This window comes from Capillibacterium thermochitinicola, assembly GCF_013664685.1.
Classification (GTDB): Bacteria; Bacillota; UBA4882; order UBA10575; family UBA10575; genus Capillibacterium; species Capillibacterium thermochitinicola.
This window is the reverse complement of sequence record NZ_JAAKDE010000001.1, coordinates 135331-158097: the sequence shown is the minus strand read 5'-3', so window position 1 is coordinate 158097 and position 22767 is coordinate 135331. Positions and strand designations below refer to the sequence as shown.

General features: G+C 54.5%; 22 protein-coding genes. All 22 read right to left on the bottom strand.

What is annotated here, in order from left to right:
• Window positions 1-20 precede the first annotated feature (20 nt).
• The 22 genes from G5B42_RS00775 to G5B42_RS00670 all read right to left on the bottom strand — a co-directional run bounded on the left by G5B42_RS00775 (window position 21) and on the right by G5B42_RS00670 (window position 22695).
• Window positions 21-1319 carry an LPS-assembly protein LptD gene (locus tag G5B42_RS00775; protein WP_181338526.1) on the bottom strand — a complete coding sequence of 433 codons (1299 nt, stop codon included), beginning with the start codon at window positions 1317-1319 and terminating at the stop codon, window positions 21-23.
• Between the two features lie 157 nt (window positions 1320-1476).
• On the bottom strand, window positions 1477-3063 hold the full coding sequence (locus G5B42_RS00770) for a peptide ABC transporter substrate-binding protein (RefSeq protein ID WP_231133097.1): 1587 nt from the start codon (window positions 3061-3063) through the stop codon (window positions 1477-1479).
• A 110-nt stretch (window positions 3064-3173) separates the two neighbouring features.
• Window positions 3174-4055: a 4-hydroxy-tetrahydrodipicolinate synthase gene (gene dapA, locus G5B42_RS00765; RefSeq protein ID WP_181338524.1), complete on the bottom strand. Its 882-nt coding sequence runs from the start codon at window positions 4053-4055 to the stop codon at window positions 3174-3176.
• Window positions 4056-4074: 19 nt separating this feature from the next.
• Window positions 4075-5334: an aspartate kinase gene (gene dapG, locus G5B42_RS00760; RefSeq protein WP_331273998.1), complete on the bottom strand. Its 1260-nt coding sequence runs from the start codon at window positions 5332-5334 to the stop codon at window positions 4075-4077.
• 93 nt (window positions 5335-5427) lie between these two features.
• On the bottom strand, window positions 5428-6006 hold the full coding sequence (locus G5B42_RS00755) for a dipicolinate synthase subunit B (protein WP_181338523.1): 579 nt from the start codon (window positions 6004-6006) through the stop codon (window positions 5428-5430).
• Window positions 6007-6031: 25 nt separating this feature from the next.
• Window positions 6032-6937 carry a dipicolinate synthase subunit DpsA gene (gene dpsA, locus G5B42_RS00750; RefSeq protein ID WP_181338522.1) on the bottom strand — a complete coding sequence of 302 codons (906 nt, stop codon included), beginning with the start codon at window positions 6935-6937 and terminating at the stop codon, window positions 6032-6034.
• A gap of 146 nt (window positions 6938-7083) precedes the next feature.
• The gene (dapB, locus tag G5B42_RS00745) at window positions 7084-7884 is read right to left on the bottom strand and encodes a 4-hydroxy-tetrahydrodipicolinate reductase (protein WP_181338521.1); all 801 of its coding nucleotides are present in this window, start codon (window positions 7882-7884) and stop codon (window positions 7084-7086) included.
• Window positions 7885-7963: 79 nt separating this feature from the next.
• On the bottom strand, window positions 7964-8215 hold the full coding sequence (locus G5B42_RS00740; protein ID WP_181338520.1) for a YlmC/YmxH family sporulation protein: 252 nt from the start codon (window positions 8213-8215) through the stop codon (window positions 7964-7966).
• Between the two features lie 78 nt (window positions 8216-8293).
• Window positions 8294-8992, bottom strand: a complete 699-nt coding sequence (sigK, locus tag G5B42_RS00735; RefSeq protein ID WP_231133096.1) for an RNA polymerase sporulation sigma factor SigK — start codon at window positions 8990-8992, stop codon at window positions 8294-8296.
• A 101-nt stretch (window positions 8993-9093) separates the two neighbouring features.
• On the bottom strand, window positions 9094-10665 hold the full coding sequence (locus tag G5B42_RS00730) for a peptidoglycan D,D-transpeptidase FtsI family protein (protein WP_181338519.1): 1572 nt from the start codon (window positions 10663-10665) through the stop codon (window positions 9094-9096).
• 70 nt (window positions 10666-10735) lie between these two features.
• The gene (mltG, locus tag G5B42_RS00725; RefSeq protein WP_231133109.1) at window positions 10736-11857 is read right to left on the bottom strand and encodes an endolytic transglycosylase MltG; all 1122 of its coding nucleotides are present in this window, start codon (window positions 11855-11857) and stop codon (window positions 10736-10738) included.
• 103 nt (window positions 11858-11960) lie between these two features.
• Window positions 11961-12365, bottom strand: a complete 405-nt coding sequence (locus tag G5B42_RS00720) for a DUF1292 domain-containing protein (RefSeq protein WP_181338517.1) — start codon at window positions 12363-12365, stop codon at window positions 11961-11963.
• Window positions 12366-12446: 81 nt separating this feature from the next.
• A complete protein-coding gene (gene ruvX / locus G5B42_RS00715; RefSeq protein ID WP_181338516.1) occupies window positions 12447-12887 on the bottom strand; it encodes a Holliday junction resolvase RuvX in 441 nt (146 codons plus the stop codon).
• A gap of 14 nt (window positions 12888-12901) precedes the next feature.
• Window positions 12902-14449, bottom strand: a complete 1548-nt coding sequence (locus tag G5B42_RS00710; RefSeq protein ID WP_181338515.1) for a baseplate J/gp47 family protein — start codon at window positions 14447-14449, stop codon at window positions 12902-12904.
• Window positions 14412-16484, bottom strand: a complete 2073-nt coding sequence (locus G5B42_RS00705; protein WP_181338514.1) for a hypothetical protein — start codon at window positions 16482-16484, stop codon at window positions 14412-14414. The genes G5B42_RS00710 and G5B42_RS00705 overlap by 38 nt, the downstream gene beginning before the upstream one ends.
• A gap of 26 nt (window positions 16485-16510) precedes the next feature.
• On the bottom strand, window positions 16511-17539 hold the full coding sequence (locus tag G5B42_RS00700; RefSeq protein ID WP_181338513.1) for an AI-2E family transporter: 1029 nt from the start codon (window positions 17537-17539) through the stop codon (window positions 16511-16513).
• A 54-nt stretch (window positions 17540-17593) separates the two neighbouring features.
• Entirely contained in the window at window positions 17594-17803 is a 210-nt protein-coding gene (locus G5B42_RS00695) for a hypothetical protein (RefSeq protein ID WP_181338512.1), read from the bottom strand.
• Window positions 17804-17991: 188 nt separating this feature from the next.
• Window positions 17992-18402, bottom strand: coding sequence for an OsmC family protein (locus tag G5B42_RS00690; protein WP_181338511.1), 411 nt, complete (start codon window positions 18400-18402; stop codon window positions 17992-17994).
• Between the two features lie 140 nt (window positions 18403-18542).
• Window positions 18543-19091, bottom strand: a complete 549-nt coding sequence (gene thpR / locus G5B42_RS00685; RefSeq protein ID WP_181338510.1) for an RNA 2',3'-cyclic phosphodiesterase — start codon at window positions 19089-19091, stop codon at window positions 18543-18545.
• A 49-nt stretch (window positions 19092-19140) separates the two neighbouring features.
• On the bottom strand, window positions 19141-20574 hold the full coding sequence (locus G5B42_RS00680; RefSeq protein WP_181338509.1) for a metallophosphoesterase family protein: 1434 nt from the start codon (window positions 20572-20574) through the stop codon (window positions 19141-19143).
• Between the two features lie 61 nt (window positions 20575-20635).
• Window positions 20636-22120 carry an AAA family ATPase gene (locus G5B42_RS00675; protein ID WP_181338508.1) on the bottom strand — a complete coding sequence of 495 codons (1485 nt, stop codon included), beginning with the start codon at window positions 22118-22120 and terminating at the stop codon, window positions 20636-20638.
• The gene (locus G5B42_RS00670; protein ID WP_181338507.1) at window positions 22120-22695 is read right to left on the bottom strand and encodes a hypothetical protein; all 576 of its coding nucleotides are present in this window, start codon (window positions 22693-22695) and stop codon (window positions 22120-22122) included. Before G5B42_RS00670 ends, G5B42_RS00675 begins: the two co-directional genes overlap by 1 nt.
• Window positions 22696-22767: the final 72 nt, after the last annotated feature.

Genomic DNA, 22767 nt, shown 5'->3' with positions numbered 1-22767 from the left:
CCTACTGGCCGGGCCAATTTTCACCAGTTAAACATCAGATTAAAGCTGACACTCTCGTCCAGCAGGTTGTAGCCCAGATCCGCCCGGAAGCAGTGGAGGTCTTTAACCAATTTAACCTGGTTATTCACCCAAAGGGGCTCGATCCCCGCTTGCCACCGGGTTTCACCGGCAACCTGGACCCGCCATGTACGCGCGAGGTTAATCCCCCCCGACCAGGTTGTCCGCAGGTGCCAGCCATTCAGACTATTACTCTTCAGGTCGCCCTCGCCGTAAAAGAGGCCAGCGCCCAAGGTAAAGCCCGGCAGCCAACGTCCGGTCAAGCGCAAACCGTAGTCGGCTCGCCGCTGTTCACCCTGTTTCTTCTCATTAAAACTGGAAGTATAGCTGAATTCCAGGTTGCTTTTTTTCGATAACGGTCCCATCACCGAAAAGCTATGCTCCCCTGAGGGCAGGTCGGCCCAATTGTGCTGGACCGCCGTCCGGAATTGCAGCGGAGCCCATTTATAGGTCAGGCTGGCGTTCCCCCGGAGGTAATCCTCCCAAGTCAGTGTCGAATTAAAGACCAAACCGGGCAGCAAATCCCAACGGATTCCGCCTTGGACATTCCACCACCGGTTGGTGCCAACTCCACCGCTATAATTCAGATCAACCTGTTCGTTCACCTGATGGGTTAACCGGCCGAGCACATAAAAGCCACGGGTGCTGTTGACCCCGATCTCCAACTGGGGCCAGTTTTCAAACTGGTCGGGGCGGAAAGCCAAGGGCGGCAAGGGGAGGACTGGAAAATTTTTCAGGTATAACCAGCCTCCGCTTACCTGTACCCGATCTTCAACCAGCCGGACACGCCCCGCTTTAATCTTTACGCACGGCGAGGTAAGCTCACAGCGGGTAAAGGAAGCGCCTTGCACGCGGATCTCTTCCCCCCGCAGCTCCCCTGTTTGCCCGGTGTAAAAGGCTGAACCCATCGCCCCGCGAAAGGCGGTCAACGTTCCCTCCTCCGTCCGGAAAGAATAGACGAGGGATTCTCCTTCCCAGTTGCCGGTGGCCGTCTTCAGCTTGACCCCCTGCTCCGCCGTGATTACTTCTGTCTCCTGGTTATAAAGGACGGTCTCCGCTTGCAACTGGAAATCGCCACTGGTCAAGATCACACCCCCGCTGGCACGGTAAACCCCGGAATCCGGATCAAATTCGACCAGCCGGGCTTCGATCTCCACTTCGCGGGGGCTCGTCGCCAATGCCGGCGTCCCAACCCCGGCCAACAGGATAAAACACAACACAATACCAACTATTTTAACCTTGGTCAACTGCATGAAGTTCATTACCCTTCCTTTTCCCGCTTGTTCACACCCCGTGCCTTACGGCCCATGTCCCACAGTATAACTTAACCGCGGACTAAAGCCCGTTCAACTCTGTTTTCGCTTCCCCGTAGCCAAATCCTTTTCCCGGTGAACAGAACATTATGCCAGCCCATGTTTTTTAATCCAGTTTCGAGGCCTTTTGAAAAACTGGGTAGCCCTGGGGCGTATAGCTCACACCCGTCAATTTACTGGAAACCAGGTAAGGTTTAACGTTGAAATAGAGCGGAATAACCGGAAGGTCGGAGATCAACCGTTCTTCCAGGCGGTGATAGATTTTATAACGGCTGATACTGTCCATGGTCTGCCGGGCGACGGACAGCCAATAGTCGTATTCGGAGTTTTGGTAACCGGAGAAATTCTCCGTCGCGGCAGAGTGGAAAAGTTGGAAGAAAGTCATCGGGTCCGGGTAATCACCGGTCCACCCTTGGCGCGCCGTATAAAAACGGCCGCCCGCCGCCAACGCCAAAAATTCATCGTAGCGAACGGCTTTTACCTTCGCCTTCAAACCCAAATTGAGCTCCCACATCTCGGCGATGGTCTTCGCCATCTCCAGGGGAATCAGGCTGTCCACCGCCAGGATCTCCATTTCCGGGTAACCGTCCTCATTGGGGTAGCCCGCTTCATACAGCAGTTCCAAACACTTTTTACCGTCGGCGGGACCAATCAGGTCGCCCCCGGTTTGCCGGAAATCGCTCCCGCTTTTACTGTCCGCCATCCCGGGGGGGATCAACCCTGTGGCCGGCACGCCCGCATAACCAAGGATCTTGGCCACGAGGAGGTCGCGGTTGATCGCCACGGAAAGGGCTCTGCGAAAAAGCGGGTTGTTTAAAGGGGGCCGCCGGGTATTCAAATAGAGAAAGCCGGTTCCCATCGTTGGCACCTGAACCAGACGGTCAACGTGTTCAGCGAACATGGAAAAGGGTGGATCCTCCAATAGATCAAACATGCCGGCGCCAAACAGCGTAACCCCGGTTTTGGGCGGTAAAAATGTCACTTTGATCTCGCTAATGTTTCCTCTTTCGCCCCGGTAATGTTCGTTCGCCACCAGCACGGCATGGTTTCCCGCTTCCAAGGACCCGATCCGGAAGGGACCGTTAGTACAGAAACCGGGGGCGAAATTTATGTCCTTTTCCTTAAGGTATTTTTGATGGACGGGCAGGAAGGCCGGGAACGTTAAAAGACTCAAGAAGTAACTGCAGGGCTCTTCCAGCACGATTTGGAGAACACGTTGATCAAGGGCTTTGATCCCGACCTCATCAGGGTTCTTGATTTTGCCTTCCCGGAATGCCTTGGCGTTTTTGATCACATCAAGTAACTCTTGGGCGGAGGTGGCGACATCCGAAGCGATGATCCGTTTCCAGGACAATTCAAAATCGGCCGCCGTCAGCTTGTCCCCATTGGACCAGTAGGCTTCCTTCAAGTGAAAGGTATAGGTGCGTGCATCAGCCGAGATATACCACTTCGCGGCCACCCCGGGTGTGATAACACCGTTGTCCCAAACAACCAAACCTTCATGCAGATTAGCCAGGAGAATCTTTTCCGCATCCACCATGGCAAACAAAGGATCATAAGATAAAGGGTTCGCCGCCAGGTTAATGGCGATGCTTTTTCCTGCGGATACCGTCGTCAGGTTTCCGGGGATAAAAACAGTCCCGATCAGAAGAAGGACCAGAGTCAACGCTAACTTCCTGTTTCTACTCTTCATGGCGCCACGTTCTCTCCACTAGGCTTTTCCTTTATTCTATCAAAATTACCCCGGGAATTGAATAGAAAAAAAACGGGTGTTAAACCCGTTTTTTTCGCTTCGTGCGCCCTTTAGCTTAAGCCTAATTGTTGGAGTATTTCCTTGAGTTGTTCCAACTCATTGGGTTCCGGTCCCACCAGCGGCAGCCTGGTCGTTCCCACCGGGATCCCCAGCATATTAAGGGCGGCTTTCACCATGATGGGGTTGGTCGTAAGGAATAACACTCGAAAGAGCGGTAGTAATTCCTGATGAAGTTTGGTTGCTTCGGTGACATCTCCGGCCTGATGAGCCTCGATCATGTTTTTTATTCTTCGCCCGACCAGATGGGAAGCAACGCTGACTACACCGGCACCACCGACGGAAAGAATCGGTAACGTCATATTATCATCGCCACTGTAGACCAGAAAATCTTTGGGCAAAACACGCACCATCTCGGCCGCTTGCTCCAGATTGCCGGTGGATTCTTTTAAGGCCACAATATTATCGATCTCCGCCAGGCGGCGCATGGTCGCGGGTGTAATATTGATTCCCGTCCGGCCCGGGATATTATAAATCATCACCGGTAAAGTTGTTGCTTCCGCCACCTTCTTGAAATGCTGGTACAGCCCCTCCTGTGGCGGTTTATTATAATAGGGGGCGACCAGTAATATCCCGTCAACACCGGTCCGCTCGGCTTCTTTCGTAAACTCCACCGTTGCTTTGGTGTTATTCGAACCCGTCCCCGCAATAACCGTCGCTTTACCACCCACCGCTTCCACAACCGTGGAAAAAAGCGTCAATTTTTCTTCGGTCGTCAGGGTCGGTGACTCTCCCGTTGTTCCGGCGATCACCAAGCCATCCGAACCATTCTCGACAAGCTTTATGGCAAGGTTTTTGGCGGTTTGGTAATCCACCTCACCATCTTCGTTAAAGGGGGTGACCATTGCCGTTAACAGTTTCCCAAATTCCACCATTTGATTAACCTCCCTTTCTTCAGGGAATTTGTTTTCCAAGAATGTTTGGTTCCTCCGATCCCTCCTTTAAATCATCTAAACCAAACTCCTCATGCAAGGCGCGGAGCGCCTTGATCATATCTTCTTTCTTAACCAGACAGGCAATATTGGTATGGGAATCGGCCGTTTGGAACAGGGGGACCCGTGCCTTATATAAACCTTCAACCACCCGGGCCATCACCCCGGGTACCCCCCGGATCCCCGCGCCCACAATGGCCACTTTGGCAAAGCCCTTCGCCGCCTTAAACGGTAAACCGGTCTTCTCCAAAACGGAAAAAGTCCGGTCATACAGGCTTTCTGACACCGTAAAGACAATCTGCTCCGGGGTGACCTGAATCATATCAATACTAATCCCGGCCTCCGCCAAACTGGTAAAGACCTCCAATGCTTTGCCACTGGCATTAACATCTTCCGGGCAAGCCAGGTCAAACTGGGCCAAATCCGGGATATGAGCCAGGCCGGTTACCATGCGGTCGGATTTAAGCTCCAAGCCGGGCCGGGTCGGATAGACATCAGTGATCAAGGTCCCTTCCTGGTCGGAATAGATCGACCTGATCTTGAGGGGAATGCGCCCGCGCATCGCGATCTCCACCGCCCGGGGATGGATCACTTTCGCCCCCAAATGGGCCATTTCACAGACTTCCTCATAGGTCATCACTTTCAGCAACTTGGCTTCCGGCACCAGATTGGGGTCGGTCGTCATCACCCCGTTCACATCGGTGTAAATCTCGACGACTTCGGCGGCCAAGGCCACCCCTAAAGCAGCGGCGGTCGTGTCACTCCCGCCGCGTCCAAGGGTGGTCACTTCGCCCTCTTGGGTCAATCCTTGAAAACCGGCCACCACTGCGACTTGTTTCTGCTGCAAACAATTGATGATCTTTTCCGGATTAACCTCAATAATGTGAGCATCCCCAAAATTACTGTCGGTAATAATACCTGCCATTCCCCCGGCAAAAGCCCGTGCTTCCACGCCGTGTAACCTTAAGGTCTGCACCATGATGACCGTGGAAATGAGTTCGCCGCAGGAGAGCAACAAATCCTGTTCTCTGGGGTTAATCTCGGGGTAAATCTCGCGGGCCAACGCCAGCAACGTGTCGGTGGCATAGGGTGCGCCGTACCTCCCCATCGCGGAGACCACGACCACTGGGTGATAACCGCAATCAAGTGCCTCTTTGATCCGGGCGACCGCCTTCCCCCGGAGTTCCGCCGTTGCCAGGGAAGTACCACCAAATTTTTGCACCAGGATGCGTATGGGTGCTCACTCCTTTGTCACTTATTTAAGTTTTACCAGTTTTCACTAGAGATTTCAACCTAATTTTTCATTTCGTCACCTTTATTGGAGCAACGGCTGAATCTGTTTCCCTTCCAGGGCGTGCACAACCGTTGGCAACAAAAGTTCCATCTTGGCCACTAACGAATTGGGTTTACGCTCCGGATCATCTTGCCCAAAGGGGACAAAGTAAATGAACTTCCGGTTCAACAGCATGCCCAGGTTCGCTAAATTCGCGCCCAAACCGTCATTGGTGGAAACCGCCAGCACCACCGGGCGTTCATTCCGCAACTGGGCTTTGCAAGCCAGGGTTACCGGGGTGTTGGAAACCCCATGCGCCAAATTACTGAGGGTCGTTCCGGTACACGGGGCCACCACCATAATATCAAGGAGTCTCTTTGGTCCAATCGGTTCAACCTCAACCAAACTCTGCCACGGCTCACGTCCGGTGATTTCAACCAACGTTTTATGGAGATCCTCCCCTTTCCCAAACCGGGTGTCGGTCTGGAGGACATACGGGGAGGCAATGGGGAACAGTTCCGCTCCCGTCGTGCGTAATTGCTTGAGCACGGGAATGACGTCCGGAATCGTGCAGTAGGAACCGGTAAGCCCAAAGCCAATACGCACACCCGCTAATTGCATTTTCACCCCTCCAAGCTAATCTTTCTCACTTTTCCTCATGCAGTCGGCTCAGTTCCTGTTTGATCAAGCCTGGAAGGTTAGTGGCGAGGATTTGGCCGGCGGTCCGCGGTGCGACCTTCCCGGGAAGCCCCAAGGCCAGAATGGCTGTGATTTGATAGCGCTTGGCCGCTTCAAAATCAACACCGCCCGGTGCGGAAGCCAGGTCAATGATGAGGTTTTCCGGTGACATCAGAGCCAGCAGAGGAGCGGTGAGCACCAAAGCCGGAATCGTATTGAAAACCACATCGGCTTGGGTAACCGCCCGGTCCAAGTGGTCAAGAGGCACCGGCTTATAACCCAAATCAGCCGCCGCGGCCAATTGCTGCGGATTACGGGCGGCGACCGTCACCTTGGCCCCCAAAGCCTGCAACCGCGAGGCTAAAGCCCGTGCCACCCGGCCAAACCCCAAAATCAGGCAGGCCGCGCCGTTCACCGTATACGGCGTTTTTTCCATCATCAATTGGATTGCACCTTCGGCGGTGGGAATGGCGTTGGGAATGGCGATCGCATCATGATCGGCATATTCGCAGACCCGGACCCCTCTTTCGGCAGCCATCTGTTTCAAATGGGACGGGAACATTCCGGTGACCAGTAAGGCGTTGCTTTCAATCAAGGTGAAAAACTCCGGATCAATTTTGATTTCAACCGTTGGATCAGAGGTCTTGACCAATCCTCGAGCATCAGCTCCACTAATCGGGAGGATGACAACCTGCGCGCCGTATAGTGCTTCTTTCAGATCCGCTGCCGGTAACAAGCGTGGCAAGACGGGCAGACCGGTTAACCCCAGCGTTTTCACCCAGGGTGCCATGGCCAGCATGGCTTCGGCCACGAGGACTTGCCGGCCGTCGCCACCTAAAACCGCTACGCCGCTTTCCAGAGTAAATTTTGCCAATAAAAGATCCTCCCTTTCCCTATATTACCAGGCAGAACAGTCTATGCTTCTTTACCGAAGCGATAAACTGACGAAACAGACGCCGGTCAATAGTAATATATTCTTTGCGGAAAGGAGAGGTGTCAAAATGTCCGATAATGATAGTCCTAATCAATCAGGGTATCCAGTCCGTAGATTAACCCCTGGACCGACGGGGCTTTTCGTACCGCCAGGATCACGCCGGGCATGAAGGAGGTGCGGTCCAGCGAGTCATGGCGAATCGTCAACGTTTGTCCCTGGCCGCCAAAGATTACTTCCTGGTGGGCGATGAGCCCGGGCAGGCGCACACTATGGATCTTCGTGCCCAGATAGTCTCCGCCCCGGACACTGTTGATCTTCTCCAAAGGTGCTGGTTTGCTTGCGGGCTCGCTCGTCCGCCCGGCGGCGATCAGCTCCGCCGTCTTCAGCGCCGTCCCCGAGGGGGCATCGATCTTCCGGTCGTGGTGCAGTTCGATGATCTCAACATCCGGAAAATATTTGGCGGCTTGCTGGGCAAAACGCATCATCAAAACGGCACCCAGGGCAAAGTTTGGCGCCACGATCACTCCCTTTCCCGTCCGCACCGCCAAATCTTCAATCTCTTCCAGATTTTCCGCGGTCAGACCGGTGGTCCCCACCACCGCGGAAACCCCCGCGGCCAGCGCCGCTTTGATATTATCCATCACCGTTAAAGGCGTAGTAAAATCAACCATCACGGCCGCCGCCGATGATCTTAACGCCGCCGCCAGGTCGGTCTCGACGGCGATGCCAAGTTCGCCAAGGCCACAGACTTGACCAATGTCTTCGCCCGCTCCCACCTGATCAACCGCCCCAACCAACTGTAAATCGTCCTGGGCAACAACAGCTTTGACCACTTCCCGGCCCATACGTCCACAGGCACCGGCGACCAAAACTCCTATTTTGTCCATCTTGACGCCACCTCCGCACTCGTTACTGCCGTCGTTACTATTATCCCCTTGGCGGCTTTACCGGTTCGCCGCATAAGAGTCAAAAAACGGGCTTTTTCTTTCCCGGGACAGACTCCTCCGCATACAGGATCAGATCGTCACTAATTTTTTTCACCGCCGTCCAAGGGATCTCCTGCCCCGCACGGGAAATATATCCACGGGCCGGGAGGAACAGGCTGACCACCTGTCCTGCTTTTGGGTCAATCACCAGATCAAGCTTGGGAAAGGGCCCCTTCTTACTCCCGTCGGCGATATTGACCAGTTCTTTACGGGCCAATTCGGACCAGCGCATCACCCATCCCCCCCAATATAGATATTGGCGGGGAGGGGAGAAGATTCTTCAGGCAAGTTTTATTTATTCTCCTGTTCTTCACCGGAAAAATACTTCAATAGCTTCTTTAAGGCTTTTTTTTTCGATACGGGAGACATAGGAACGGGAGATCCCCAAAACTTTGGCGATCTCCCGCTGGGTTTTACTTAACCCGTCCCGCAGCCCGTAACGCAATTCGATCACTTTCTGCTCCCGTTTGCTTAAAACCCCCAGTTTCTTGCGGAGCGTTTCTTCCTCCATTTTGCTCTCGACAAGCTCCGGGACTAAATCACTACCCGTATCCAAAATGTCCAGCAAGGTAAGCTCGTTTCCTTCTTTATCGGCCCCAATTGGATCCTGCAGAAAAATATTGTTCTTCATTTTTTTGGTCGAACGCAAGTGCATCAGAATCTCATTTTCAATACACCGGGCCGCATAGGTCGCCAGGCGTGTATTGTACTTTCTTTTATAAGTATTAATCCCCTTAATCAGGCCGATGGTACCGATGGAGATCAGATCGTCGTTATCTTCACCGGTGTTGTCAAACTTCTTAACGATGTGGGCGACCAAACGGAGATTCCGTTCGATCAAAGTATTTTTGGCTTCCACATCACCCGCTTCCATCCGCATGATCAGATCCTGTTCCTCCCCTTCCGATAACGGCATGGGAAAGACATTGTTATTGGTAATATACGATAAAAGCCAGGCAAATTGCTGGTAAACCAGGTTGAGTATCATCCCGATCCAAGGAAGGATCATCGGACTACCCCCTCGTTTAAATAAACTACGGTGTGTTTATAAATATGTAGGGGGCTTTTGTCCTGTGCCAGTCCGGACCGGCGTAAATTTTGGTTGTGCTTTTACCGGGATGATGGTAAACAACTGGCCATCAACGCGGCAAACAACGCCGCCGCCCGCTCCGCCCCGCCGGGATCATCCTCCAGCAGGACGACCCCCACCAGGCGCGGGGCATGGGCCGGCGCGTAACCCGCAAACCAGCTGTGCAAGATCGGCTGCCCGCCGCGGTTTCCGTCTAAGACCGTTCCCTCGACACCCGCCGCCTCCTGCGGAATTTGGGCCTTTCGTCCTGTCCCGTAGAGCACCGTCGCTTCCAACATCTTCCGCAGCGCAGCCACGGTCGCCGCCGTCAGGACCGGACGGCCGGTTCCCGCCTCCGCCGGGAGCGGGGACCAGGTTCCATCCTTTTCCTGTAACCCTTCGACAACCGTCGGCGGATAATAAGTACCGTCGCCGGCAATCGCCTGCAAGACCGCGGCAATCTGCACCGGGGTGACGGTAATCTTTTCCCCGCCGCTCACCACAGCCGTACCGGTCTCCCGGGGTAAGAACCCGGTCTCTTCCCCCGGAAGCCGAAGCGTCGCCACTCCTAAACCTAAAGCCTTCGCCTTCGCCAAAACCGGTTCGGTCCCAAGGGCCGTACTCACCTGCTGAAAAACCGCCCGCCGGCCGTAGGCAAAAGCCCGGGTCAATGTGATTAGTCCTGAACCGGATTCCTCCTCAGCTAAAAAGACCTGGTCGGGATGGATCACGCCCTGCTCCAAAGCAGCCGCCGTAATCATTAAACGCCACATCCCGCCCGGCGGATAAGCCGTCAATGCCCGGTTCTGGAGTGGACGGTCCGGGTCGTTCAGGCTGAACTGCGGGCAGTAAGGGTTAAAAACCGGCCGGCTGGCCAAAGCGCGGATCTTCCCCGTCCCCACCTCTAAAAGCACCACCGCTCCCTTGGCGACCCCGGCCTCATTCAGCAGGTTTTCAACCTTGCTTTGGAGTTCGTAATCAATGGTCAACACCAAATTCCTGGCCGGCCGTCTTGAGACCTCCTCCTGATAACGCCAGCCCAGACCGGGAATGGGGCGCTGGTGAGCATCGGTCATCAAGGCAAGTTTGACCCGGCGGTCACTGGTTAAAAACTCATCATACACGGCCTCGAGCCCGGCGATTCCTTCCCCGGTGGCTGGATGGATATACCCTAATAAGTGGTGGGCCAAAGGCTGGAGCCCATACCTTAGGGGAATTGTACAGAAGGTTATCCCGGCCATGGGCCGTTCGGCCACCAAGCGGAGCAGTTCCGCGCCGGGATTGGCCATGACCACCGGCGAATGAGTGGCCATTTTAATTTGGTGGGCGGCCAGGAAAGGCGCCAGGGCTTTCCGTTCTTCCGCGGTCAACAGCGGTGGGAAAACGGCAAGATAGGTCAAGTGGTCCCGGTCCGTCAACAACCGGCCACGACAGTCCAGGATGGCGCCCCGTTGCCGGTAGAGGGCCAACCCGTCGCTCCGCTGGTTGACCGCTTTGGACGCCCATTCAAGACTGGTGGCCACCTGAATGGTGTAAAGCTGACAAGCCAGATAACACCCGGCAAGCAGCAGAATCGCCCATAAGAGATAAACCCGTTGCCTTCGCTTTTCCATAAAAAAACCCCTCCCTGGTTAATTTAACCAAAAAGGAGGAGTTTATTGCGGTGCATGGGGTTTTTCCCCATTAATTTTTGCCCTCGCCCGCCTGGGCCAAGAGATTTTGCGCCCGGAGGTGTTCCCGGTAAGTACGGGAAAAAACATGGGTCCCGTCGGACTTGGCAAAGAAATAGAGGTAATCCGTATCCGCCGGGGACAGGGCCGCCTGAAGCGAAGCACGCCCGGGGTTCCCGATCGGCGTCGGCGGCAGCCCTTTGTACAGGTAGGTATTATACGGGGAGTCGACCTGAAGATCTTTGTACAAAAGGCGTGGTTTGCGCTCACCAAGGGCGTACTGGACCGTTGCGCATGATTGTAAGAGTTGGCCCCGTCGTAAACGGTTATAAAAGATCCCGGCAATGATCGGACGTTCCGCCTCCACCTTGGCCTCACCCTCCACGATGGAAGCAAGCGTCACCAACTCCACCGGGGTAAATCCCGCAGGCGGCTGCACTTCTCTGGTTACTTCGGCCCAAACCTGGCGGAACCGTTGGAAAAATACGGACAAAATCTCTTCCTCCGTCGCCCCCTTGGCAAATTCGTAGGTATCCGGGAAAAGAAAGCCCTCGCCCGAAACCGGGGCAAAATCTATCAATTGCGAACGGAGAAAGACCCGGTCATGAAGGAGTTCTTGAAAACGATCGTAATCAACCAGACCCATGGTGCTCAGTAAACGCCCAATCTCCGCAATGGTGTAGCCTTCCGGAATGGTCACGCGGTAGATGATCGGACGGCCCGTTTTCAGCTCCCTGAGCAGATGACGGAACGTAAGATCCGGTCCAAATTTGTAATGGCCGGCTTTCAACGAGTTTTGTTGGCCGGTAAGGTAGAGATACCAAATAAAACTTTTCCTGTTCTTGATTAAACCTTTCTCTTCAAGCAACGACCCGATTTGGAAGACCGAGGACCCCAGCGGGATGTCGATCGTGCTATCGTGCGGATTGAAAACCTTCCGGTTCACTTGCACCCCGTTATAAATCCAAACAGCTTGTCCTACTAAAAAAATAAAACCGAAACAAAAAAGTGCAAAGACAGCCAAGAGAAAACGAGACCGGTCTCGAAAGACCGGTCTAAACAACCGGCAGATACTCTGGGACAAGAAACGAATGAATCTATATCCCGGGAGAACACGGTTCGGATGGGGGATCATGTCATGTTTTTCCACAGGACTCCCTCCTCACTCTAATTATACCGGATCTTCTCCCCGGATGCTAGCAGCAGAAAATACAACTCTGTTGGATCCGGTGCAAAATCTATTCCTCGTCGGTTTTTGTTTCGCCATCCCCGGCCGACTGTTCAAACCCCCCGGGGGTGCTGCCACTATCGACTGCTTCGTTTTCGTCCTCGTCTTCAAATTCTAAATCACTGTCATCATCAATCAAATCCAGATCCGCGTTTTCCGCCTCCAAGAGCGCCTGGATCTTTTCCAGCTCTTCTTCATCGACATCAACGAGGATCTCGTCATTGTTGGCATCGGTCTCCAGCCGGAAAACATGGGCTTCTTCTTCGTCGGGATTCTCCTGAATTTCCGGGATTAAGATAACATATTTTTTATCATCCATCTCCAGTGTCCGTTCCAAACTGTAGCGATACTCCTGATTATCCTCATCGACAAGGATAATCCAATCTTCCTCCCCGTGATGGTGATGATGGGACATGTTTACCCTCCTTTTAATTTAATGAGTATATTTTCCCCTAAACCGGCAGCGAATACAAGAGGAATTTGGTATTTCACGGGATTAATTTTCATCTTTCCGGGAAGCGCTGGCCTGAAGATAGTTCTCCAGCAGCAGTACCGCCGCCAGTTGGTCGATCACTTGCCGCCGGCGGCGGCGCCGGACATTTCCTTCGAGTAATGCCCGCTCAGCCTGGACGGTTGTTAACCTTTCGTCCCAAAAAACCGGTTTTACCCCGCAATCCCGACCCAAGCGTGTTCCAAATTCCATAATTTTTTCCGCTTCCGGACCCATCTCTCCATTCATATGCCGGGGTAAGCCGATTAATAACCCGGAACATTGATGTTTTTGAAAAAGGGCGGTCAAATACGCCAAATCCTGTGCCAGCGTCTGCCGTTGGTAAACCTCCAAGCCCTGGGCGGTCAGGCCCAGCGGATCGCTGAGCGCAACCCCGATCCGTTTCTCCCCCACATCAAGGGCCATGATTCTTTGCCGTTCTTCCATACTTTCTACCCCTTTTATTTCTCGGAGGGCACAATCAACCGCACTTGATAGCTTTGTTTGGGTACGGTTTCCACTTCATGTCTCCCCGAAAATTCCACCAGCCCAACCTCGGGAAAGGCGAGTAACGCCTCTTTCGCCTGGGCCAAAGTCTTTCCGGCCACCGCCCGCATCACTTTGTCCCGGTCGATCTGGCCCCGGATCTTCGCCACCGCGAGCACGTTAATCTTGGCGGCTTCCGAACTCCCTTCCGCTTTTACTTCCCGGCACGCTATTTCGTTGGTGACGGGACGAAAACCCGCCGGTAAAGTCTGATACATATTATGTTCCAACCACTTGTAAAGATGGGTTTTACTCAATAAAGGAGCGGCAATTTTATAGGCCACCTTCACCGTCAGGGTACTGCTCTCCGTCCCGACCGGTTGTTCCGCGCGGAACTGGCCAATCTCGGTAGTCATCAACTCCGGAAGCAGCAAATAACCCTCTTCCGCCAGTTCGTTGACGACCGATTCCGCCCTCAGCGCCACCTGGCGCCTGGCTTCCACCTCCGCCCGCCGCAGGTCTTCTTCCTGCACCACCGGGACCAGGCGGTCTTCGCCGGAAGTAAACCGCTGGGGATTGATTACATGTAACGTATTGGCGAGATGACCCTCAATCACGGTGATCATCTGTCGCTCCACATTACCGACGGTCCCCTTTTCGACGGCTTCAACCTCCACTTCGGCCTGGCCGTAGTTTTCACCGGTCGGCACCCCCAATTCATAACGGGTGCTTTTTTTCGGAACCACCACCGGTTTTGTGGTCACAAACTTCGTCCCCGCTTTGGTTGCCACCACGGTCCCTTTGGGAACGATAATCGGGTTGACTCCGCTGTTAATGAATAAAACCGTTCCTCTGGCCGCGACATGACCCACCCGTTTCCGTCCGGTCGTCGCCAAGGAAACACTTAGTTCATCCTGTTTCTCCCGGATCGCCAACGGTAAATTCCCCTGCAGCACTTCCCGTTCGCCGAAGTTGACACCGGCCGTTGCCACAGTGCGGAACGTATGGTCCCGCGTTGCCGGATGAACGATAATATTTAGCCGCGGTCGAAAGAGAATAAAGGCCGCCGCCAGCAAACTGAAACCGGCTACCCCCAAAGCCAACATGAGACGGCCTCCACGCAAGGGAGGCGTCGCCAAGGGCACCTCTTCTTCACGAACCGGAACCGCTTCCGCCGTCATCTCCTCCAGATCGATGGGGAGATGATTCTGGTAAACCTCCAGTTTATCCCCTTGTTCCGTCTCCGGTTTCTCCTCTTGTTCCGCCTCCAGTTTCTCTTTAACCTCTATTCCCAACCGGGCCGCAATCTTTTTAACCGTACGGTCCTTCACCACCAGGACCAGTTCTTTCTCTTCTTCTTCACTGTAATACTTTAAGAGCCGTAAATTAATCTCGTTCCGGAGAAAAGGAACCCGGCCCGGCGAATAAATAATAATGCGCGGGCTTAAGCTTTCCCGCATTTTCCGGATTAAACCGTGCACTGTTTCATCCCGTTCGACCGGGATTACTTCCGTTTTTCTCAATGCCCACACACCTTCTTCCTGCCTGTTTTAATAAGGCAAAAAGACTTCTCCGCTCTCTTCCCAGCCACCGATCGGCAAGGACTATCAGCGGGTAAAGCACCAAAGGAGCAAGCACCACAATCCCCGAATCATTGGCCAGAAAAGCCACCAATCCCGTTTTGGCCGCGATCGACGCCCCTTGCCGGTACCATTCCAGCTCCGGCTTGGCCGGATCGGCCTCTTCTCCCCTCACCCGCCAACCGATGAGAATAATTACGTAAACCAATAAAAGGATTGGTCCCCACAGACTATAGGTGATCAACCCCAGATTCATCCGAATTTTGCGCCCCGCGATCGTCGCAATCTGTTCCCAGGCGCCCAACCGCAACAGGCGAAGCGCATTGTGGAGGTGGCTTGTCTCCCCCGCACCGATACCGAACAACTGAAGACCCAAGCCCGCCAAAAGGCAGCAGGAGAACAAAATCAAGTTCCACCTGGCCGCCACCGGTTTAAGCCGGCGGATGATCAGCACGGCCGCGTAACTAAGGGCTACCCCGCCGCCAAAATTGGCCCCACCCCGCGGCGAAACGACCAACAAGACCAAGGTTCCCAGGAGAAAACCGCTCCACTTCCGCCATGGCACGTGGAGGAGAAATCCGGCGGTCCCCAGGAGAAAAGTAGCGAGCAAAACCCCCAGGTATTCGTTGCCCAAACCGTAGAAGCGGTGCCCCAACACCGGACTGGGCCCGAGCAAAGAAGACTGCATTAACTTGGCCCCAAAAAGCAGGTCAACCAGAATTACCAAGGCTGTTGCGATGAAAAGCCCGCGGTAAGCCAGCAGCCGGGTGGGTACCAACCGCCGGAAAAGGACCCAAAGGCCACCGCTACCCAAAAACAGCAAGAGGACGAGCAAAGGCCAATGGGTGATCCGGAGCGGCGCCATAAGGAGCATGGTCAAAGGAAATACCGCCAACGCCGGTAAAACCGCCCTGGTCAATGTGGTTATCCGGTGCCACGGAGTGAGGGGTAACCACAACGCCAAAAACAGCAGGAAGATCAGTAAATAAATGTAAAGACGGAGGATCAGCATCCTTTGGCGCAAATTGATCCCCCAATAAAGCCGTTCTTCCTGCAGCCGGGACCAATCTCCGCCCGTCGTCCAGATGGCGCTGGTTTTCTCCGGCATTTCGCTGGTCAAGTCGGCAATCAGGACCGCCAGGTCACCCGCGGTAAGCAATCCCGGTTGCCGGGTGGAAGGGGACGTCAGTAAACCCGGTCCGCCCCTTTTCCGATCTATTAGTAACGGAAGAACTGGAAAATCGTTCCCGTCCACCGTCGCCATAGGTGCCGCCGCCAAAAGCAGGATCGTCGTCTTTCCTGAAGTAGCCGCGCTGATGCGGGCAAGAAAGGCATCTATCCGCGCAAGCGTCGCCGCCCGGTGCCGCTGCCACTGGGCGTCCGTCATCAGGCCACGGTAGGCTTCCAACCGTTCCAGATCACCGGTTTCGACCAGAATAACATCGGTGGTGGGGAGCAAAGCGAGGACCAAGTCGCCAAGCCGCTCGTAATCGGTCCGGAAACCGAAGGGAAAGGCCGGATCGGCCCGTAAAATCCGCTGGTCGCTAATCTCCTCGTCCACCGCCCCGTAGGCGTCGCTGAGTAAATTTTTCGCCGACCGGTTCGGCCGCCAGGGAAGATCCGCATTCCCTAGAAAAGCCGTGCGTTTTCCGGCTTGGCGCAGACGGGAGCCGATCACCCCAGAGGCGTTTTCTTCCCCCGCCCCCCCGCCGGCAGAAGCCCCATTCAAAGCCAAATAAACCTTCTCCGGGGTCAAACGCCCCGCGACCCGGACGACGGCCAGTCCAACTTGCCCCTCTGTTAATAACCGCTGCAAATAAGGGTAATCCGCCGTATTAAAATCGGTAAAATCAACCCGGGTCACGTTCACCAGAACCAACCTGGCCCCCGGCGCCTGCCCGGTGACCGGGGGGGAAAGCGCCAAAACGGCCGGCAGGAAAAGGAAGATAAACCATCGGCAACCTTTATTTTTGATCATATCTTAACCCATACTCCACTGTCAATCTACTCGGCACCAAATAGCACTTTTTTACAGTAATATTTCAAAAGCACCTGTAGTACAGCGCCGACCGGCACGGCGAAGACAATCCCGCTGAACCCGAAGAGCTCCCCGCCGATCAGGAGAAGAAAGATGACCACCAGCGGGTTCAAACCCAGACGTCCCCCGATGAGCCGCGGGACGATGACAATCGATTCGAGCTGATTGACGATAAAGAAGAGAATAATCACATACACCGCCCGCCAGAGGCTGGTCTGGGCGGCCAGTAAAACCGCCGGAACGGCGCCGACCACCGGTCCGAAATAGGGGATCAGATTGAAGACGCCCGCCAGCGCCCCGATGAGAATGGCCAGATCGACCTGGAGTAACAAAAGGCCGGTCGTCAACAGCAGGCCAACCACCAGCGAGGAGAGGGCCTGGGCGCGAAGGTAGCCGGTAATCACCGCAATTACTTCAAAGACCACCACCCGTTCTTCGCCAAACAGCTGTTTACTCCAGGTGTAGACCATCGCTTTCAAGTTTTCCATGTCTTTGCTGAAGTAAAAAGCCAGAACCGGAACGAGCAGCAGAAACAAGACCTGCGAAAAGAAGGATAATAAAAACGAGGCCAGCCGGAGCAGGAATTGGCGTAATGCCTCTTCGCCACGGTATAAGGCCTCATCCACTACTTCCCGGACATTCTGGGGCAACGCAAACCGTTTATACTCCTTATTCAGCCGGGCAAACCAATTCTGAAGATCCTTGACGTAGGTTGGCAGTTTGGTTAGCGCCTGGTTTAAATCATCCAGGAGCCCGGGAAGAAAGTTAACGCCTAAAACCAGGCCAAAAACGGACATGAGAAAAAAAACGGTGATCACGGCGGTCAAACGGCGGGCCCCTTTCCGTTCAAACCACTTCACCAGCGGTTCGATGACAAAAGCGAGGAAGAAAGCGAGGAAAAAGGTGATTAAAACCCGGGGAAAAACTATTAACGCCAGAATAAACAGTGCTAAAACGGCGGTAACCACCAGTAACGGCTGTATTTTACGCCCCATTTTCCCTGTTCCCTGACTTCACGACAAAATCGGGCGAAAACCCGAATTCACCCTTTAGCGAATTCGCCGCCGTAAAGGCAAAAGTCTCCGCCACAAACCTTCTTTACTCATCCCCCTAATGAGCGACGACAGGAAAGGCCCCACCCACGCCTTAAAAGTACGCCGGCCCACCGTCGTTGTTCTTTGGCGGCTTCGTTTCATCATCAGGCTGAGCACAGCTCCAACGAGTCCACTGGCCAATAATCGACGCCATTGACGGTTCATCTGTTTACCTCCTTCGTGGTAACAACTCCGCCGCTTCAATCAGTAGTATCTCAGTTTGCCGCCATTATTAGCCGGACAAAGATCTGGTAAACCAGAACAAACCGTCAAACCATGAACAAACCCAAGTACAAGGTGGTTAAATATTGGGTTGGCCTGTGAAATTGGGGATTAGGGCCTGGAAGTCCCATTTATAACTCGACAAAGGTGTATTCCGTCTCCACCTCCGCCTTTAAAGAACTCCGGACCGAACAGTATTTTTCCATGGAAAGATTGATGGCGCGGTTAATCACCGTTTCATTGAGTCCTTTCCCCTCCAGGTGGAGGCGGATCTTGATTTTGGTAAAACCGCGGGGGTGTTCCGGGGCCCGTTCCCCCTCCAGCTCCATGGTGAAGGTGGTCAGTTCGACCCGGGCCTTTTGCAAGATCGACACCACATCGATCCCCATACACCCGCCCAAACCAAACAGAACCAACTCCATCGGCGACGGGCCCAAACCACGCCCGCCGGCCGCCACCGAGGCATCGGTAACGATCGGCCGCCCGGATTCACCCACGGCCTCAAACCCCAAATGCCCATCCCATTTTAAACTGGCTTTCATGATTTTAAAACCTCCTTTTCTAACTAGTGTCTTGAAAACCCTCTCGTCGCATGTATGTATGATTACTTTTTCCGGCCTTACCCAGCTAAAATCGAGTTTATCCGCCGATTGAATTTCTTGGCCCGGTCTTCTTTCAATTCCTACTTCGCCAACTGGTAAGTGGCAAGCTCCTGGTAGAGTGGCCCCTGCGGTCTTAACTCACTGGCAAATAAAGTGAAGGACGTCACCGTCATTTCGCCCGCCACCCCCCGGACTAGCGTTTCCCGGTCAATCGCGACCGGTGGTTTTTTCACCCGCCCGAGCGTAAGATGGGGAGTGAAAGCGCGGTCGGGCGGCGGCGCTCCCTTTTCGACGCAGGCCGCCGTCACCCGGGCCGCGAGCGACTTTAACTCCTCCGCTCCCTTTTCCACTCCCAACCAGAGTACCCGCGGTGCTTTCCAGGAGGGAAAAACCCCGCCCGGTCCTAAAGAAAGAAGGAAACTTCCTTGCCCGGCTGCGGCCTTTTGCAGCAGGGGGTCGAGCTCCGCGACCAACCGTGCCGGTTGTTCTCCTAAAAAAAAGAGAGTGAAATGGGCTTGACTGGCGTCAACCCATTTAACTCCTTTTGTTTTGGCTGCATTTTGGGCAATAAAGGCCCCAACCGCCTGCTGTAATTCGGAAGCTAACCGAACCGCCACAAACAATCGCATTCCGCCAACCCTCCATCCTGCCGTATCCATCTCTTCTTCCACTATCTACTTACCTGTCTCCTGTTTCTTCCCCGGCTGCACCGGACGTGTTCACCACCGTCCGTTCCAGGATAAACTTTCCATGTAAGCTGAAAACCTGGATCGAATCAACGGCAACCAAGCGGTACCGCCCGTCCTTCCGGTTGAACCGGAGTAGGGCCACGCTATAGGGGATTTTTTCGTTGCCAAGGCCACGGAGACCGGCCGCTCCGGTCGTTCCGGCGTTGACAAGCACCGTTCCGTCCACTTCGCCAATGGCCATCTTGTGGTCATGCCCGTACAACACCACCGGAACCCCCGCCGGAAGCGGAGTGACCAGTTTCCGGTTGTGGACCGCCAAGAGATCGATCTCCCGGTCGGCCGCCTCCAGATAGGCCCGGAGGTTCTCCGCTTCCGCCTTCAATTCGTCATCCCCCGGTAACAGGCGTTCCGTCCCGGTACTGGCCGGATCCGGCCATCCCATAATCGTCAGCCCGTGTGTTTCGTAGATCCGTTTACTCATCACAATCACATTCTTATACTTGCGCAAGTGCGCAACCACGGCGGCTGAATCATGGTTCCCCGGAACAAACAGGTATTTCACCCCTAAATTGTTAATCCTCCGGTTCAACTCCGTTTCCAAAGCGGTCCCGTAATCGGTCAAATCACCGGTGTCAATCACCAGATCCACGCCAAACCCGGCAATGACTTTTTCGATAAATTCCACCGCTGCCGGATTGTTATGAATGTCGGAGACATGAAGCACTTTAAGCTCCCCTTCAACGTTGGCCAACGGCGAAAGGGTATTGACCCCGGCGAAAACCGTATCCATCTTGCCGGCCACTTCCGCCAGTCGTAGGCTGAACTCGGGGAGACGGTTCAACCCTTCTTCAATCAAACTCAGCGCCCAGGGCGCTACCTCCAAAGCCCCTTCGTAACGGGGGTTTTTGAACGCTTCCTGGTCGAAACCGGCCAAAACCCCGCCCATAATGAACAGAACCAGGAGGGCCCCTACGCCGGCCGTCCGCCACCAGGCTGCGAAGCGGCGCTCGCCAAACAGAAGGCCGGCCAACAAACCGGCCCCCCCGCCCACCAGGCATAAGCGGACAAGAAACCGGTAAAGGTGGCCCCGCAATTCCAGCAAAAGACCTGCAAGGTAATCCCGGGAAGCACTGACCCCGAGGAGCTCGTGCTGGAGCAGGGGCAAATCAATCCGCTCCAGGGTGGCGGAGAGGACAACCGGCCACCGGTGGGTATAGGCGGTAATCTCACCGAGGGGCGGGATCACCAGGCGGCTTTCGCCCGGCCAGCCCCAAGCAAAGGCGAGCCTAACCGCAAAGGGACCAAACTCCGCCTTCATCCCGCCGAAGGCGGTCAGGCCAATCCCAACGGTAACCATCACCAGCAGCAAGAGGGCGATTTGCTTTCCCTTTGGCCCCAGTTTGATCCGCTTCAACTTCTGCATCGAATTGCCCCAACTTTCTATCTGGTCCTGCTGTTCCTGCCGCTCCTTCAGCAAAAACCGTTTATGCCGTCTCCTTCAGCAAAGACCGGAACTCGGCCCCGGAGAGTTTCTCCGCCACCAGAAGCCGTTCGGCCACTTCTTTGAGGAGGGGAAGGTTCGCCGTCAGGATCCCCCTGACCCGTTCCTCCTGCGCCGTAATGATCTCCGTAAAAGTCGCATTAATCCGCTCTTTGGGCGTGTACTCCTGATCAACAATCCCCAGCGGAGAAAGGCCGTTTTTGATAATCTCCTTCGCCAGCTGCACCGCTTGTTCCAAGTCGTTGCCGGCCCCGGTACTCCGCGTCCCGTAGATCAATTCTTCCGCAACGGCCCCGCCGAGCAAGACGGCGATCCGGTCCTCCAGATCGGCTTTGGTGTAAAGGAACTGTTCATCTTTCCCATTCGGCCGCATAAAACCCAAGGCCTTCCCGCGCGGAACCACCGTGACCGTCCCGACGGAGTGTGGACGGACCGTTTCACTGACTAAGGCATGACCGGTCTCGTGGATGGCGACCCGGTGCAATTCCTCCCGGCGTGGCTTGCGTTCCAGCTTCTCCCCAAGGATCACTTTATCGATAGCCTCTTGTAACTCGGCGTTACCGATCTCCTTCTTGCCCTGCCGAAACGCCAAAATGGCCGCTTCGTTCACCAAAGATTCGAGATGGGCCCCGGAGAAGCCAAAAGTCTCTTCGGCGATGGTCTCCAAATTAACCGTCGCCGCCAGCGGTTTGTTTCTCGTGTGAATCTGGAGGATCTTAAGGCGCCCGTCCTTCTCGGGCAGATCTACCTGAACCCGGCGGTCAAACCGCCCCGGACGGAGTAACGCGTCGTCCAGCAGGTCAACCCGGTTGGTCGCCCCAATCACCAGCACTTTGGTGCCGTCGGTCGCTTTGATCCCGTCCATCTCGACCAACAATTGGTTCAGAGTCTGATCATATTCCAGATGGGAAGTGTGTTTTCCTCTTTTTCCGCCCAAAACATCCAACTCATCCAGGAAGATAATGGCCTTTTGTTTCCCGGTTTTTTGCGCCAGCCTCCGGGCCCGGGCGAAAAGCTGTCGCACCCTTTGCGCCCCAACCCCGGCGTACATCTGGATAAACTCCGATCCGGAGGCTGCCAAAAAGACCGAATCCGTGTAGGAAGCAGCCGCCTTCGCCATCAAGGTTTTCCCGGTACCCGGCGGTCCGCTCAAAAGAATCCCTTTCAGGGGCCGGATCCCCAGATCTTTCACCTTTTCTTCATCCTTCAAAAAATCCAAGGCTTCCATCAGCTCACGTTTGGCGATTTCCTGACCGCCAATGTCGGCAAAGGTCACCGTGGGGATCACCGCCTTGTCGCCGGCCGCATCGATGGTTTCATAATTCTTCTCCAAACCCCGGCCTTGCAGGTAAAAACGGAGGATAAAGAAGAAGCCGCCCAAAAGCAGGAAAGGCATTGGGTCAAAACCGCGGGCATATAAAAAGACCAACACCCCGGCCCCCATGCCGATCAGCACTTCTTTCCACATTAGCCTCTCCCTCCCTTCGTCTCCATGGCCAGGACCAGATTGGCGTAATCATTACGGGGCACCACCGAAAAATAGCTCTCGTTGCCCTTCTTCAATTGCACATAAAGATAATCGGTTCCGAGATAAACACGGAAGTCGGCCTCGCCTGCTGCCGCCTGTAAAGACTGGAGGACACCGTATAGGGTGTTGTATTCGCCGGTCGCTTGCGCTTCCGCCAAGGCAAAACTAAGTTGATAATAGACCTCCGCCAACTCGGGAGAAGGTTCATTGGCAATCCGCACCTCATGCACCGGCCGCTGTTTTCTGCTGACCACCTCACGGATAAACGGCTCAAGGATGGCCTGCAGGTTATCCACCTTTTGCGGATCGAGCGTTAATTCCAAGCATAAACCCGCTTTCTGCTCCTGTAACTGAAAACCGGTGATCGCCGGATTGGTTTTGACCCACTTTTGCAACGGATTACGTTGAAAGAATTTTTCGTACAAAAATCCGCCCCCAAACAGGAGCCCGGAAGTGAGCAAACCCACCAAGGCAATAATAAAGATCTGCCGCAGGCTCCAGTTTTTCCTGGACATCCTAATCCCCTTCCTAAAATAGTGTTAGGTCGGTCATTTTAATCATGATAAAACTTAATTGACATAAAAAAT

Bases quoted from the DNA above. Each gene is read 5' to 3' on its own strand.
- G5B42_RS00775 (WP_181338526.1), bottom strand. From the start codon at position 1,319: ATGAACTTCATGCAGTTGACCAAGGTTAAAATAGTTGGTATTGTGTTG.
- G5B42_RS00770 (WP_231133097.1), bottom strand. From the start codon at position 3,063: ATGAAGAGTAGAAACAGGAAGTTAGCGTTGACTCTGGTCCTTCTTCTG.
- dapA (WP_181338524.1), bottom strand. From the start codon at position 4,055: ATGGTGGAATTTGGGAAACTGTTAACGGCAATGGTCACCCCCTTTAAC.
- G5B42_RS00755 (WP_181338523.1), bottom strand. From the start codon at position 6,006: ATGCAATTAGCGGGTGTGCGTATTGGCTTTGGGCTTACCGGTTCCTAC.
- dapB (WP_181338521.1), bottom strand. From the start codon at position 7,884: ATGGACAAAATAGGAGTTTTGGTCGCCGGTGCCTGTGGACGTATGGGC.
- G5B42_RS00740 (WP_181338520.1), bottom strand. From the start codon at position 8,215: ATGCGCTGGTCCGAATTGGCCCGTAAAGAACTGGTCAATATCGCCGAC.
- sigK (WP_231133096.1), bottom strand. From the start codon at position 8,992: ATGATCCTTCCTTGGATCGGGATGATACTCAACCTGGTTTACCAGCAA.
- G5B42_RS00730 (WP_181338519.1), bottom strand. From the start codon at position 10,665: ATGGAAAAGCGAAGGCAACGGGTTTATCTCTTATGGGCGATTCTGCTG.
- mltG (WP_231133109.1), bottom strand. From the start codon at position 11,857: ATGATCCCCCATCCGAACCGTGTTCTCCCGGGATATAGATTCATTCGT.
- G5B42_RS00720 (WP_181338517.1), bottom strand. From the start codon at position 12,365: ATGTCCCATCATCACCATCACGGGGAGGAAGATTGGATTATCCTTGTC.
- ruvX (WP_181338516.1), bottom strand. From the start codon at position 12,887: ATGGAAGAACGGCAAAGAATCATGGCCCTTGATGTGGGGGAGAAACGG.
- G5B42_RS00705 (WP_181338514.1), bottom strand. From the start codon at position 16,484: ATGATCAAAAATAAAGGTTGCCGATGGTTTATCTTCCTTTTCCTGCCG.
- G5B42_RS00700 (WP_181338513.1), bottom strand. From the start codon at position 17,539: ATGGGGCGTAAAATACAGCCGTTACTGGTGGTTACCGCCGTTTTAGCA.
- G5B42_RS00695 (WP_181338512.1), bottom strand. From the start codon at position 17,803: ATGAACCGTCAATGGCGTCGATTATTGGCCAGTGGACTCGTTGGAGCT.
- G5B42_RS00690 (WP_181338511.1), bottom strand. From the start codon at position 18,402: ATGAAAGCCAGTTTAAAATGGGATGGGCATTTGGGGTTTGAGGCCGTG.
- thpR (WP_181338510.1), bottom strand. From the start codon at position 19,091: ATGCGATTGTTTGTGGCGGTTCGGTTAGCTTCCGAATTACAGCAGGCG.
- G5B42_RS00680 (WP_181338509.1), bottom strand. From the start codon at position 20,574: ATGCAGAAGTTGAAGCGGATCAAACTGGGGCCAAAGGGAAAGCAAATC.
- G5B42_RS00675 (WP_181338508.1), bottom strand. From the start codon at position 22,120: ATGTGGAAAGAAGTGCTGATCGGCATGGGGGCCGGGGTGTTGGTCTTT.
- G5B42_RS00670 (WP_181338507.1), bottom strand. From the start codon at position 22,695: ATGTCCAGGAAAAACTGGAGCCTGCGGCAGATCTTTATTATTGCCTTG.